This is a genomic window from Pseudoalteromonas sp. MB41 (assembly GCF_020966275.1).
Taxonomy (GTDB): domain Bacteria; phylum Pseudomonadota; class Gammaproteobacteria; order Enterobacterales; family Alteromonadaceae; genus Pseudoalteromonas; species Pseudoalteromonas lipolytica.
Genome location: NZ_JAJJZF010000001.1, coordinates 788,358 through 801,206, shown reverse-complemented (window position 1 = coordinate 801,206; position 12,849 = coordinate 788,358). Strand labels below are relative to the sequence as shown.

Here is a 12,849-nt window from a genome sequence, read left to right as displayed (position 1 = left end):
TAGACTTTTAAAGTCTCTGAAGGGCCGTTGAAGACTACAACGTTGATAGGCAGGATGTGGAAGTGGTGTGAGCCATTAAGCTAACCTGTACTAATTACCCGTGAGGCTTAACCATACAACGCCAAACGCGTTTTATGACAGCGTAACAGACAGAAGTTAGTATACTAAAGTAGATTTACGATTATCAGATTTCCGAATTTTAGTTAATTGCGAATGCGATTAACGACCAGAATATGCTTGGTGACAATAGCGTTTTGGACCCACCTGACTCCATGCCGAACTCAGTAGTGAAACGAAACAGCGCCGATGATAGTGTGGCATTTGCCATGTGAAAGTAGGACATCGCCAGGCTCCTAATTTAGTCGAAAGACTTTAAATTTAAAAATTAATAATAAGAAAATTGAAAAGAATTTTCTTGGTGACAATAGCGTTTTGGACCCACCTGACCCCATGCCGAACTCAGTAGTGAAACGAAACAGCGCCGATGATAGTGTGGCATTTGCCATGTGAAAGTAGGACATCGCCAGGATCCTAATTAAAGAAAGCCCGACTCGAAAGAATCGGGCTTTTTTGTGTTTAATGCTTTCTACTATATCGGATGTCAGAAAATAGATGTCTGATACCAATCCGCAAAAATACTTAATCATTTTGAGTGATCAAACCAGTCGCTACCTGCGTTAAAAATTTCTGATTTAGAACAACTAAATAACTAAATTTTTGCCTTGTTATCAACGCGGTTTTATTGCCTCAAAATAGACCACTTAATTAAGCGGAATGGTATGATCACACAGATTGAAAGGTTCTCTTAAATCGCTTATTTCACCTCACGCTGAGATAATTAGGACGTAAAAGGCACTTTAGTGCTGAAAAGTCTCTGAATTGCCACTGTAGTGTATCTTTCAGATTAAGACATTGTTGAGCTTTTAGCGCTTGCTACTCTACTTTAAACTCCTTGCTTCCCTATCTTTGTTATGCGATAAAGCGTTTTATATTTGTAATACAATTAAGGTGTTTTGTGTCTCGTAAGAAAACAACAAAATCGAAAGGCTCATCAGGTTTAAACCGTAAGAATAGTGAAGCATTTATCAGCAAATTTTCAGCTCATCCAGATACACAAGTGTGCCCATCGGGTTTGATGTATAAAGTTGTAGAGGATGCGGCAGGTGACAAGCTCACAGAGTTTGATACTGTTGTTATTAATCAACGAATTATGCTCGCTGACGGTCATGTTATTGCCGATAGCTATAAAGCGGGTATGCCGGAGGTGTTTGCTTTATCGGAAGCGATTGAAGGCCTAAGAGAGGGGCTTTTGTTGATGAATATAGGATCTCGCTATGAATTTGTGATCCCTCCTGCGCTTGCGTGGGGTAAAAAGGGGAATGGTGGTAAAATTGGTGCAAATGCAGTGCTGCATTTTGATGTTCGCTTAATTCGTTTAGCCTAACTCGACACTGAGCTAGAAACGCGTTACCGTCTTGTATGGCTGATTAAGGATATTTATGGACGCATTTACTTCACGGGTTTACTTACTACGTCATGGCGAAATTGCAACTCCGGGCATTCTTTGTGGGCACGTTGATGTTGCTTTGTCAGATGTAGGCTATGAACAGATGCGTCTAGCAAGCGCAAAATTATCTCGCTTCGATGCTATTTATAGCTCTCCGCTAAAACGTTGTTCAACGCATGCAGAATTCTTAGCTCGTCAGCATACAATCAATGTGCAATATAACAATGCATTGAAAGAGTTTAATTTTGGTGACTGGGATGGCCAAGATTACCAACAACTTTGGCAACAAAATGGTAAACCTCATGTCGGTGATTTTTGGCAACATCCGTGGCAGGTTAAAGTGCCCAATGGTGAATTAATGGCTGACTTTTACGCGCGAGTCGAAGCATGGTGGCAGGCATTTTTAGTTTCGCTTACAGAGTCCAAACATACGCAATCATTAGTGATTAGCCACGCCGGTGTAATTAAACAAATCCTCGCTATTATTTGTCATATGCCTAAACAAACGAATACTCACCTTAATGTTTTTCATTTACCTTATGCAGGGTTAATAACGTTAGATGTATATATAGATGAACAAGGGCAAGCGTGGCCTAAAATAGTTTTTTAGCCATCTAGAGTGATATTCATTGAATTATTTACTTAGCCCGCCATAATATACCGAACTACCTCAAAATTTAGATTTCGGCGTTTTACAGGGGCTTTATATCAAGGCGTTACTTTGCAGCACGTTTATAAGTAACAACTTAGAAAGTAAGTTTTTGAACAACGTTCTGCGGGTTGGTTTAAAGCGATTAATTCCGCGTTATTGATTTTAGGAAAGGAATAACCATTCTGTGTAATCAATTTCTTGCCTATATTGCTTTAATTCCAACAGAAACTCGCATCATGAGGTCGTTTAGGTATATCTATATGCTATGGAATGGGGTGAGATTCTCCAGCTGTTCCCGCAACTGTAATCCATGATGAACATGGTCAGCCAGATACTTAGCAACAACAATTAGTCTTATTATGCTAATACAGTAGAGTGTTTATCGATTTGAGCGATTTAATATTCAAACTAATTAGTATCATTGAGCGGGTCAACTCACGTTATCTACTGATATAGGTCAGTGCTTTCTGGTGCGTTGATAAAACTCGCCAAGAGAGTGTAATTTGCAATTAAAAAGCCAAGGCATAACCCCTTTAATTTCAGTATCTGATTTAAGCTGGGGAATTGCTGATAAAACAATTCTTAAATCAATCAATTTGCAGTTAAATGCAGGTCAATTTATTGGTTTGCTGGGACCTAATGGCGCCGGTAAATCAAGTTTATTGCGTTGCTTATATCGCTATTTAAAACCACAACAAGGTGCAGTCTTTTTAGCTGGCGATAATATTTGGCAAATCAGTGCTGATGAATTCGCAAAAAATGTTGCTGTGGTTTTACAAGAGTCTCCTTCGCAATTTAATTTATCTGTTTTCGATGTAGTTAGTTTAGGTCTCACCCCACACAAAACCCTGTTTAGTGCGACTAATGCCGATGATAAAAAGCGTATTTATCAAGCAATCGAGCAGGTTGGTTTAAGTCATCACACACAGCAAAGCTTTGATTCACTTTCGGGTGGAGAAAAACAGCGTGCACTTATAGCCCGCTCAATTGTTCAGCAACCAAAGTTATTGATTATGGATGAGCCAACCAGCCATCTTGACGTTAAGTATCAAATTCAAATTATGGAGCTTGCTAAGTCACTTGATGTCACTGTGCTCGCTTCATTTCATGATTTAAATCTAGCTGCTAGCGTATGTGATGAGTTACTTGTTATCGATGAAGGTCAATTAATTACGCAAGGCACACCAAAAGAGGTGCTTACCGAGCAGCTGTTAAGTGATGTTTTTGGTGTTTGTGCAAGAGTGTCTGCTCATCCTCAGTCAACCTCGTTTGATGAGTTCGTGCCACATATTACCTACTATTACGGCTATAACAGACAGGAGCATCAAGATGACTGATAGGGTGCGTTTTAGTCTCTGTGTATGCGTTGCACTTGTTAGTTGCTTTTTAGCACTCAGTTTTGGTGCCGCGAGTACATCAATGAGTGATGTGCTGCATAGTTTAATCAGCCAGGGCAGTGATGAATTTATCCAACGTATTATTTTGCAACTGCGCATGCCACGTATGATATTGGCGTTTTTAGCTGGAGCTGGGCTCGCGCTTGCTGGGCTTATATTACAAACCGTAACGCGAAACCCGTTGGCAGACCCTTACTTATTTGGTATTTCTTCAGGTGCCTCATTTGGTGTGGTTTGCTTTATATCGCTTACCGGTGTGAGTTTTGGCTTTAGTATGTCGATTGCTGCATTTTTGGGCAGCTTACTCTCTATGTTTTTGTTGATTGGCATTGCTGGGCGTCGCCATGTAGGGCAAGTTGAAGCGATGTTATTGGCGGGGGTCGCACTGTCATTTCTGTTTAGTGCTTTAACCAGTTTATTACTTTATTTTAGCGATCCTCAGGCGATTACAGCTATCTTATTTTGGACTATGGGAAGTTTTTCACGTGCTGAGTGGGGAACGCTCTGGATCCCGCTCACCGTAATCATTGCGTGTATGACGTTAATGATCGCTTTTCGTCGTCAGTTAAACGCTATGTTGCTTGGTGATGAAAGCGCGGCAACACTGGGAATTCATGCTCAACGTTTTCGTATTTTAATGTTACTACTTAGTTCGTTAATTACTGCTGTTTTGGTCGCTATGTGTGGGGGGGTTGGCTTTGTTGGGCTTATGATCCCGCATATTGTCCGCTACTTTACGTCGCAAGGCTCAAGCCACAACCTTTTAATGACGAGCCTTGTTGGTGGTACATTTATGGTATGGGTCGATGTGCTTTGTCGTACTTTACTGACTAATCAAGAATTGCCTGTGGGTGTGATCACTGCGGCTATAGGCAGTGTGTTCTTTTTATCTTTACTTTATTTTCGTAAACAGCGTAGGTAGCCCATGTTTAATATCGCACCTCTTAACTCGCAGTATGCATCTGTAATTCAACAAAAAATAGATCTTAAAACCAAACCTTTAGGAGCGCTTGGTCAATTAGAAGAGTGCGCAAAAACGTTGACACTCATTTTAAGTCAATCTCTTAACTCAGAGCACGCTGTAGATGAATTTAAACCCGTTATTAACGCACCAACACTCGTCGTTTTTGCAGGTGACCATGGTGTTGCTAGCCAAGGGGTTTCGATTGCGCCAAGCAGTGTGACTTCACAAATGATTGCTAATTTTGCGCATGGTGGAGCAGCAATTAATGTATTTTGTCGTCAACTTGGATGGCTGCTTGAGGTCGTTGATGCAGGCACTTTGTCAGAACAGCATCATATTAGTGTTCATAATCAACGTTTAGGGCATATTACTGAGTCAATAAATACCTCAATGGCGATGTCGCCAGCGCAAGTTGAACAAGGCTTTAAGTTTGCTAAGCAGCGTGTGAATGCAATAAAAAATACAGGGTGTAATACCGTCGCATTCGGTGAAATGGGGATCGGTAACACAACCAGTGCGGCAGCATTAATGGCTGCTCTATTATCATTACCTGCCGCTCAATGTGTGGGTAAGGGCACGGGCGTAACGGATGAGGTGGTAGCTAAAAAAATTGCGGTTGTTGAACAAGCCGTTAATTTGCATCGGGCGCATCTAAACGATCCATTAATGACATTAGCGGCGCTGGGTGGCTTTGAAATAGTTCAAATAACAGGTGCTATTTTAGCCGCGGCAGAATTAGGCATGGTGGTGGTTATTGATGGCTTTATTTGCAGTGCCGCAGCATTGGTTGCGACACGTATAAACGCGCATGCACGTGATTATATGATTTTTGCTCACGCCTCAGATGAGCAAGGACATAAAGCCATGCTGGCAGCGTTAGACGCATCGCCATTATTAAACCTTAATTTGCGCTTAGGAGAGGGCAGTGGTGCCGCCTTGGCGTTACCATTATTACAATCATCGCTTGCATTTTATAACGAAATGGCAAGTTTTGCAGATGCACATGTTGAGCAGGTTGTTTAAGCAATGAATACACACAACTCATCGCCTTCTCAAAAGCAGCTATTATTGCTAGCTGTTAGTTTTTTAACACGTATACCTGTGAGGTTTAATTTTGAGGTATCAACGACGGCATTGAACCAAGCCAGTCGCTATTTTGCTTTGGTAGGGGTTCTACTTGCGGGGATTTTAAGTTTAGGTTATCTCGTGTTTAGTTACTTTTTTCCTGCTTCAATTTCCGTGGCACTTGTTATGGCCTTAGGGTTAATTTTGACGGGGGCATTTCATGAAGATGGGTTAGCAGATGTGTGGGATGGCTTTGGTGGTGGCTGGAAAGTTGAAGATAAGCTGACCATTATGAAAGACAGCCGTTTAGGAACCTACGGAGCGGCTGCGCTTATTATTGTGCTGCTTATTAAGTTTCAAAGTTTAGTTGTGTTGTCTGAGTCACTAAATTTGCTACTTATTGCGTTGCTATTAGGGCAGAGTTTAAGCCGAATTGTCGCAACGAGTTTAATTGCTGACATGGATTATGTTAGTCACGATGCAACCAGCAAAGTAAAACCCGTTGCGATGTACTTAAGCACCGAAAGTTACCAAATACTGCTTGCGACTGGCGGGGCAGTGATACTTTTCGCATGGTTATTTTCAGTGCTCAGTATTTGGCACATCTTCACTGTAATCCTTGTACTTACTATAACGCGTTTTATATTAATTCACTGGTTCAAAAAACAGTTATCAGGTTATACCGGAGACTGCCTAGGTGCCGCACAACAAATTGCTGAGCTGGCTGTATATTTAACCTTAGTGAGCATGTTATGAAGCAACCACATACCTTGATTTTAGGTGGCGCACGCAGTGGTAAAAGCCGCTTTGCAGAGCAACTAGCTAGCAATTCAGGCAAATCGATTATTTATCTTGCGACAGCCAATGCGGGTGATAGTGAAATGGCTGAACGCATTGCACGTCATCAATTAGAGCGCGATGGTCGTTGGCAAGTTATCGAAGAGCCACTGCAATTGGCTAAAGTGCTCAAAGAGCATGGCAAAGCAGACCGCTGTATTTTGGTTGATTGCTTAACACTTTGGCTGAGTAATTGTTTATGTCAGCACGGTGAAGCATATTGGCTAGAGCAAAAAGCAGCACTACTTGATGTGCTTAAAGAGCTTCCCTGCGAGGTTATTTTTGTTAGCAATGAAGTAGGCCATGGTATTGTGCCATTGGGTGAATTGAGCCGCCAGTTTGTTGATCATTCGGGTTGGTTACACCAATCACTTGCCAAGCAGGTTGCTCGGGTTGAGTTTATTATTGCTGGCCTTGCACAAACATTAAAGAGGGAGCAATGATGAAAACCCTTATGGTGCAAGGCACGACATCTGATGCAGGTAAAAGCACTTTAGTGGCGGCATTGTGTCGCATTTTTGCTAAACGCGGCATTAAGGTTGCGCCTTTTAAGCCGCAAAACATGGCACTTAATAGTGCTGTAACCGCCGATGGAGGCGAGATAGGGCGTGCACAAGCACTGCAAGCAGTGGCAGCTAATGTGCCCGCTGAGGTTGATTTTAACCCTATTTTACTAAAACCAAATAGCGATACGGGTGCACAAGTTATTGTGCATGGAAAAGCGCTTTCAAATATGGAAGCCGGCAGTTACCACGATTATAAAAAGGTCGCTATGGACGCTGTACTCACCTCTCAAAAGCGCTTAAGCGAACGGTTTGAGCTATTAGTTGTTGAAGGCGCAGGCAGTCCAGCAGAAATTAATCTCAGAGAAAATGATATTGCTAACATGGGGTATGCTGAGGCTGTCGATTGCCCAGTGATCATTATTGCCGATATTGATAAAGGCGGGGTTTTTGCTCACCTGGTTGGGACGTTAGCGTTGTTATCTGAATCAGAGCAAGCGCGCGTAAAAGGGTTTGTAATAAATCGTTTTCGTGGTGATATAGCACTGTTACAAAGTGGTTTAGATTGGCTTGAGCAATACACCAATAAACCTGTTTTGGGGGTTTTGCCATACTTACATGATTTAGCCTTAGATGCCGAAGATGCCGTGGCTATTGCTAATAAAGTTGCTAAGCCACAGTTACACATTGCTGTTCTTCTTTTACCTCATATTAGTAATCACACTGATTTCGATGTCCTCAGACTGCAACCAGAAATAGACCTTCACTATGTCCGTCATACACAATCGATTCCTGATGTTGATCTAATTATTATTCCAGGTAGTAAGAATGTGTTAAGCGATTTAGCCTTTCTAAAAAATGAAGGGTGGGACAAACAAATACACCGCCATCTTCGTTACTCAGGCAAAGTGCTGGGTATTTGTGGTGGCCTACAAATGTTAGGGATGCGAATTGCCGATCCTCATTCTGTCGAGTCTACATTAGGGGAAGCAAAAGGGTTGGGAATCGCTAATTTTGAAACTCAGTTAGGCCAACAAAAAGTGCTGACACAAGTAACTGGAATATTGCATTTAAACAGCAGCGAACAGCAAGTTTGTGGCTATGAAATACATGCCGGAATAAGTGAGGGGCCAGCGCTTGAACAGCCTTTTATAACGTTTGAACAGCATCCGAATGGCTTTACCCATGACGGCTTTATTAGCGATGATAATCAAGTAGCAGGTACTTACTTACATGGGCTTTTTGATACACCTGATGCAGTAAATCAGTTGGTCAGATGGCTAGAGCCTGAGACGAAATTGACACCTATCGATCTTAATCAACACCGCGAACAGCAGTTAAATAGACTCGCAGACGTAGTGGAAAAACATATGGATATTGAGCAAATTATCAATATTTATGACACCTTTAGTAAGGAAAAATAATGAGCGAAAACAACCAAGATAAGCACCAACAGCGCCAACAAAAAGTAAAACAAAAAGTAGACGAGCGCATCGCCGCGGCTCAAAAAGAGCAAGGTATTTTTCAGGTCATTACAGGTAACGGGAAAGGAAAATCAACCTCAGGCTTTGGTACTGTAGCGCGTGCTGTGGGTCATGGCATGAAAGCAGCTGTTTGTCAGTTTATTAAAGGCACTTGGGAGTGCGGTGAACGTAATTTACTCGAAAAAGCAGGCGTCGAATTTGTCATTATGAATACGGGTTTCACTTGGGAGACTCAAAATAAAGACTCTGACACAGCGGCAGCGCAAGTAACATGGCAAGAAGCAAAACGAATGCTAAAAGATGAGTCTATTAATTTAGTGATGCTCGATGAAATCACTTATATGATTACCTATGGCTACATTGATTTAGATGAAGTCATTGCTGCAATTAGTTCGCGACCTGCAATGCAATCAGTGATTATTACAGGGCGAGGCGCGCACCGAAAACTCACAGAACTTGCAGACACCGTGAGTGAAGTACGTAACGTGAAGCATGCATTTGATGCTGGCATAAAGGCACAAAAAGGGTTTGATTACTAATATGAAAGCACTGACCTTTAGTTGCTTATGGGCATTGATGTGGTTGGCTCAGTTTTCTTACGCACATGAAATTAAAGAGCCTCTGCGTATCGTTGCTTTGGCTCCGCATATAGTCGAAAACCTGTTTGCAATTGGTGCTGGAGATCGCATCGTTGGAACTGTCGATTATGCCGATTACCCTGCACAAGCCAATGAAATTGAACGAGTGGGTGGTTACTACGGCATCAATATGGAAAGGCTCTTATCGCTGAAACCTGATCTTGTTCTTGCATGGAAGACCGGTAATAAAGCTGAAGATCTTGCTTACATTGAGAAATTAGGTATTCCGGTTGCTTACAGTAACCCAGACCAAGTGGATAATGTGGCTGATGAGTTACGTAAATTAGGTGAGTTAACCCATTTAAAAACGCGAGCCGATAGAGTAGCCACTGAGTTTGAAGTAAAGCTTGCTGCCATCCGTGCTTCACAGCAGGATAAACTCCCAGTGAGTGTGTTTTATCAGTTATGGCCAGAGCCGATGATGACGGTGGGGGGTAACACATGGATTAATCAGTTATTAACGATTTGCCATGCTGACAATGTATTTGCAAACAGTGAAACCGATTATCCGCGTATCAGTATTGAAAATGTGCTGGTAAGTAAACCCGAGGTGATTATTATCCCCGATGAAAAATCGAAAAAGCCGCAACCTCAAATAGATTGGCGACAATGGCCTGAATTACCGGCCGTTCAGCATAACCAATTTATAAGTGTTAACGCTGATTTATTACATCGCTTTACAACCCGCATGCTTGATGGCTTGAGCGAGATGTGTGGTAAAATAGACATTTCAAGAAAGCAAATACAGGCTTCAAAATGACCAACTGGCAAGATTTTTTAAAGGCTGAATTAGCCAAGCCCTATATGCAAGACACACTAACCTATGTTGCTGATAAACGCGCTGCGGGTGTTGTTGTATTCCCACCTGAAGAACAGGTTTTCTCAGCCTTTAACGCCACTCCTTTAAACGATGTGAAAGTGGTTATTTTAGGGCAAGACCCTTATCACGGTGAAGGGCAGGCACATGGATTATGCTTTTCAGTGCAACCTGAGGTTAAAAAACTGCCGCCTTCACTTAAAAACATCTATAAAGAACTGGCCACAGATATCGACGGATTCGAAATACCTGAGCATGGTTACTTACAAAGCTGGGCAGAGCAGGGCGTGTTTTTATTGAATACAGTACTGACCGTTGAGCAGGGAAACGCGCATTCACATAAGCATTTGGGATGGGAGCAGTTTACAGACCAAGTTATCGCACTGATCAATCAGCAATGTGAGGGAGTTGTGTTTGTTTTGTGGGGGGCACATGCACAAAAGAAAGGTAAACACATCGATACATCGCGTCATCACGTGATCCAAGGCCCACATCCTTCACCTTTGTCTGCACATCGAGGTTTTTTTGGGTGTAAGCATTTTTCAACGATTAATCAGCGACTGAGCGAACAGCATAAAACACCGATTAATTGGCACCTTCCTAAAATTTAATGCAAACAAAAGGCCCTTGCGGGCCTTGATTTAAAAGTCTAGCTCATCAATCGCTATACTGTCTGTAAAGTAGTCTAACTCCTGTAGTTCTTTACGTAATCTGTGCTTATCTTTCAAAGCTTCGATTTCGCGCCATTTTCTCTTTTTATTTTTTGTAGAGGTCTTTTTTGTTGTACTAGGACCTTCTAATATTTCTAAAATATCGTCTAGGCTATCCATGAACTTCTCCTATTGATTATTTTGAACCTCGGAAATATCTATACCACAGGCTAGACAAAAATAGAATAAAAAAGTGACGATATTGTTACAGGAATGTGATTGCTAGATGAATAGATCAAAATTTTGTATGGTATATAAACAAAAACGCCACCGAGAGCGGTGGCGTTCATTTACAATGATTTTTGCAGATTACATTGCTTTAAAGCGTGCTTCTAATTCAAGCTGCGCTTCGGCAAAAGAGCGAATGCCCTCAGCTAGTTTTTCTGTCGCCATGGCATCTTGATTATGTAACCAACGGAACTCACTTTCAGTCAGTGGTGCTGGTTTTGGTTCAACGGTAAAGTCGCTTTCAAGTAAGTACTCTTGTGCGTCTGTAAGCTCACCAAGCTCTTCAAGTAATGCAGGGCTGATTGTTAATTTATCACAACCAGTAAGCGCGATGATTTCACCCGTGTTACGGAAGCTTGCACCCATCACGACTGTTTTATAGTCATGGCGTTTGTAGAATTCATAAATACTACGAACAGACTGTACACCAGGATCTTGCATTGGATCAGTCGGTTTTTCCATACCATTCGCTACATGCCAGTCAAGAATACGGCCAACAAACGGTGAAATTAGAAATACATTTGCGTCGGCACAGGCACGTGCTTGTGCTTCTGAGAATAACAGCGTTAAGTTACACTTAGTGCCTTCTTTTTCTAATTGCTCGGCAGCTTTGATGCCTTCCCACGTTGATGCAACTTTAATAAGAATTTTATCTTTGCTTACCCCTTCTTTTTCGTAAAGACTAAGTAAAGTATGTGCTTTATCAATCGTCGCTTGTGTATCGAAAGATAAACGCGCATCGACTTCTGTCGAGATATAACCCGGTACAATTTCGCTGATTTCTTTACCAATTAATACGGCAAAATAATCGCAAGCAAGTTCAAGTTGCTTGGCTGCATCTTGCTCTGTTTCTTTTGCGTATTGCCATGCCTTGTCTAGATAAGGTTTATACGCTTCAATTTCACTGGCTTTTAAAAGTAAAGATGGGTTAGTTGTTGCATCTTCTGGTTGGTGCTTTTTGATAGCTTCAATATCACCTGTATCTGCAACAATAGATGAATGCTGTTTAAGCCTTTGTAGTGCTGAAGTCATTTGCTTTCCTCATTCCAAGCAAGTTAAAAGAAAATCCATTATAGCCACCTTAATGCTGCAACACTATGACAGTGTTTAATAGGTCAAATGTCCTTAACTAAGAAAACTAAGGCATTAGATGTGAAAATGCAGCGAATTAAGGCGGGGCGAAACAAAACGTGCATTTTGATTCATTTAATGTTGAAATTGACATCAAACAAATTACAAGTCAATAGCTATCTATGATCACAGTTATTTCACCTGCAAAAAATTTAGATTATGAAACACCAGCCACGACCGACAAATTCACTCAGCCTGAATTACTCGAGCACAGCGAAGAGTTAATGTCAGTTTGCCATGATTTAACCCCTGCTCAAATTGGCAGTTTAATGAAAATCAGCGATAAACTAGCCGGTTTAAATGCAGCGCGATTCGCACAGTGGTCACAGCCGTTTACAACAGAAAACGCAAAACAAGCCGTCCTTGCATTTAATGGAGATGTGTATGGTGGTTTAGATGCACAGTCGTTAACACACTCTGACTTAGATTATGCACAGTCTCACTTACGAATTTTATCTGGCCTTTACGGTGTGCTTAAGCCGCTCGATTTAATGCAAGCTTACCGCCTAGAAATGGGCACTAAGCTTGAAAATCCACGCGGTAAAAACTTGTATGAGTTTTGGGGGAGTGTGATAGCCGAAAAACTCAATACAGTCTTGGCAGAGCAAGACAGTAAGTACTTAGTAAACCTTGCTTCAAATGAGTACTTTAAAGCAGTTGATAAAAAAGCCTTGAATGCACAAATTATAACACCTCATTTTAAAGATTGTAAAAACGGCCAGTATAAAGTGATCAGCTTTTACGCGAAAAAAGCCCGCGGCATGATGGCGCGTTACATTATTGAGAATAAAATTACTCAATTGAGTGATTTAAAAGATTTCACAGTAGCGGGTTATTACTTCAGTAGCGATGCAACCGCGAAAGAGCTCGAACCTGTTTTTCTGCGAGAAGAACAGCACTAGAAAAAAGAGCCTAC

14 protein-coding genes, 3 rRNA genes and 1 riboswitch are annotated in these 12,849 nt (G+C 41.6%); of the genes, 15 read left to right on the top strand and 2 right to left on the bottom strand.

From position 1 onward, the window contains the following. The 14 genes from LPA49_RS03610 to ung form a co-directional block, all read left to right on the top strand. Positions 1-115 (top strand): 23S ribosomal RNA (locus LPA49_RS03610); the annotation flags it as partial. Between the two features lie 121 nt (positions 116-236). Next, positions 237-351, top strand: a 5S ribosomal RNA gene (gene rrf, locus LPA49_RS03605). Between the two features lie 63 nt (positions 352-414). Next, positions 415-529 (top strand): 5S ribosomal RNA (rrf, locus tag LPA49_RS03600). Positions 530-1,015: 486 nt separating this feature from the next. Further along, positions 1,016-1,444, top strand: a complete 429-nt coding sequence (locus LPA49_RS03595) for an FKBP-type peptidyl-prolyl cis-trans isomerase (RefSeq protein ID WP_065978673.1) — start codon at positions 1,016-1,018, stop codon at positions 1,442-1,444. 55 nt (positions 1,445-1,499) lie between these two features. Next, positions 1,500-2,117: a histidine phosphatase family protein gene (locus tag LPA49_RS03590; protein ID WP_074989058.1), complete on the top strand. Its 618-nt coding sequence runs from the start codon at positions 1,500-1,502 to the stop codon at positions 2,115-2,117. Between the two features lie 273 nt (positions 2,118-2,390). Beyond that, a riboswitch (cobalamin riboswitch) is annotated at positions 2,391-2,513 on the top strand. Between the two features lie 149 nt (positions 2,514-2,662). Further along, positions 2,663-3,496: an ABC transporter ATP-binding protein gene (locus LPA49_RS03585; RefSeq protein ID WP_180311053.1), complete on the top strand. Its 834-nt coding sequence runs from the start codon at positions 2,663-2,665 to the stop codon at positions 3,494-3,496. Beyond that, positions 3,489-4,478, top strand: coding sequence for an iron ABC transporter permease (locus LPA49_RS03580; RefSeq protein ID WP_074989056.1), 990 nt, complete (start codon positions 3,489-3,491; stop codon positions 4,476-4,478). The genes LPA49_RS03585 and LPA49_RS03580 overlap by 8 nt, the downstream gene beginning before the upstream one ends. Positions 4,479-4,481: 3 nt before the next feature. Then, complete coding sequence (cobT, locus tag LPA49_RS03575) at positions 4,482-5,543, top strand: nicotinate-nucleotide--dimethylbenzimidazole phosphoribosyltransferase (protein WP_180311052.1); 1,062 nt, start codon at positions 4,482-4,484, stop codon at positions 5,541-5,543. A gap of 3 nt (positions 5,544-5,546) precedes the next feature. Then, the gene (locus LPA49_RS03570) at positions 5,547-6,341 is read left to right on the top strand and encodes an adenosylcobinamide-GDP ribazoletransferase (RefSeq protein ID WP_180311051.1); all 795 of its coding nucleotides are present in this window, start codon (positions 5,547-5,549) and stop codon (positions 6,339-6,341) included. Further along, positions 6,338-6,865: a bifunctional adenosylcobinamide kinase/adenosylcobinamide-phosphate guanylyltransferase gene (gene cobU / locus LPA49_RS03565; RefSeq protein WP_075594420.1), complete on the top strand. Its 528-nt coding sequence runs from the start codon at positions 6,338-6,340 to the stop codon at positions 6,863-6,865. Before LPA49_RS03570 ends, cobU begins: the two co-directional genes overlap by 4 nt. Beyond that, positions 6,865-8,349: a cobyric acid synthase gene (locus tag LPA49_RS03560; protein WP_180311649.1), complete on the top strand. Its 1,485-nt coding sequence runs from the start codon at positions 6,865-6,867 to the stop codon at positions 8,347-8,349. The genes cobU and LPA49_RS03560 overlap by 1 nt, the downstream gene beginning before the upstream one ends. After that, positions 8,349-8,948 (top strand): cob(I)yrinic acid a,c-diamide adenosyltransferase, encoded by a 600-nt coding sequence (gene cobO, locus LPA49_RS03555; protein WP_036966385.1) that lies wholly within the window; start codon positions 8,349-8,351, stop codon positions 8,946-8,948. The genes LPA49_RS03560 and cobO overlap by 1 nt, the downstream gene beginning before the upstream one ends. Positions 8,949-8,985: 37 nt before the next feature. Continuing rightward, positions 8,986-9,807 (top strand): cobalamin-binding protein, encoded by an 822-nt coding sequence (locus LPA49_RS03550; RefSeq protein ID WP_230235595.1) that lies wholly within the window; start codon positions 8,986-8,988, stop codon positions 9,805-9,807. Beyond that, positions 9,804-10,475: a uracil-DNA glycosylase gene (ung, locus tag LPA49_RS03545; RefSeq protein WP_036966388.1), complete on the top strand. Its 672-nt coding sequence runs from the start codon at positions 9,804-9,806 to the stop codon at positions 10,473-10,475. Before LPA49_RS03550 ends, ung begins: the two co-directional genes overlap by 4 nt. Before the next feature lie 30 nt (positions 10,476-10,505). Here ung and LPA49_RS03540 read toward each other — a convergent pair whose 3' ends face one another. Then, the gene (locus LPA49_RS03540) at positions 10,506-10,694 is read right to left on the bottom strand and encodes a DUF3545 family protein (RefSeq protein ID WP_036966391.1); all 189 of its coding nucleotides are present in this window, start codon (positions 10,692-10,694) and stop codon (positions 10,506-10,508) included. A gap of 189 nt (positions 10,695-10,883) precedes the next feature. Next, complete coding sequence (gene tal / locus LPA49_RS03535; RefSeq protein WP_036966394.1) at positions 10,884-11,834, bottom strand: transaldolase; 951 nt, start codon at positions 11,832-11,834, stop codon at positions 10,884-10,886. A gap of 221 nt (positions 11,835-12,055) precedes the next feature. Between tal and yaaA the strand changes: the two genes are divergently transcribed. Continuing rightward, a complete protein-coding gene (gene yaaA, locus LPA49_RS03530) occupies positions 12,056-12,835 on the top strand; it encodes a peroxide stress protein YaaA (protein WP_180311049.1) in 780 nt (259 codons plus the stop codon). Positions 12,836-12,849: the final 14 nt, after the last annotated feature.

What these genes read in the sequence shown, in the direction of transcription:
- LPA49_RS03590 (WP_074989058.1), top strand. Translation starts at nt 1,500, where the DNA reads ATGGACGCATTTACTTCACGGGTTTACTTACTACGTCATGGCGAAATT.
- LPA49_RS03580 (WP_074989056.1), top strand. Translation starts at nt 3,489, where the DNA reads ATGACTGATAGGGTGCGTTTTAGTCTCTGTGTATGCGTTGCACTTGTT.
- cobT (WP_180311052.1), top strand. Translation starts at nt 4,482, where the DNA reads ATGTTTAATATCGCACCTCTTAACTCGCAGTATGCATCTGTAATTCAA.
- LPA49_RS03570 (WP_180311051.1), top strand. Translation starts at nt 5,547, where the DNA reads ATGAATACACACAACTCATCGCCTTCTCAAAAGCAGCTATTATTGCTA.
- cobU (WP_075594420.1), top strand. Translation starts at nt 6,338, where the DNA reads ATGAAGCAACCACATACCTTGATTTTAGGTGGCGCACGCAGTGGTAAA.
- LPA49_RS03560 (WP_180311649.1), top strand. Translation starts at nt 6,865, where the DNA reads ATGAAAACCCTTATGGTGCAAGGCACGACATCTGATGCAGGTAAAAGC.
- cobO (WP_036966385.1), top strand. Translation starts at nt 8,349, where the DNA reads ATGAGCGAAAACAACCAAGATAAGCACCAACAGCGCCAACAAAAAGTA.
- LPA49_RS03550 (WP_230235595.1), top strand. Translation starts at nt 8,986, where the DNA reads ATGTGGTTGGCTCAGTTTTCTTACGCACATGAAATTAAAGAGCCTCTG.
- ung (WP_036966388.1), top strand. Translation starts at nt 9,804, where the DNA reads ATGACCAACTGGCAAGATTTTTTAAAGGCTGAATTAGCCAAGCCCTAT.
- LPA49_RS03540 (WP_036966391.1), bottom strand. Translation starts at nt 10,694, where the DNA reads ATGGATAGCCTAGACGATATTTTAGAAATATTAGAAGGTCCTAGTACA.
- tal (WP_036966394.1), bottom strand. Translation starts at nt 11,834, where the DNA reads ATGACTTCAGCACTACAAAGGCTTAAACAGCATTCATCTATTGTTGCA.
- yaaA (WP_180311049.1), top strand. Translation starts at nt 12,056, where the DNA reads ATGATCACAGTTATTTCACCTGCAAAAAATTTAGATTATGAAACACCA.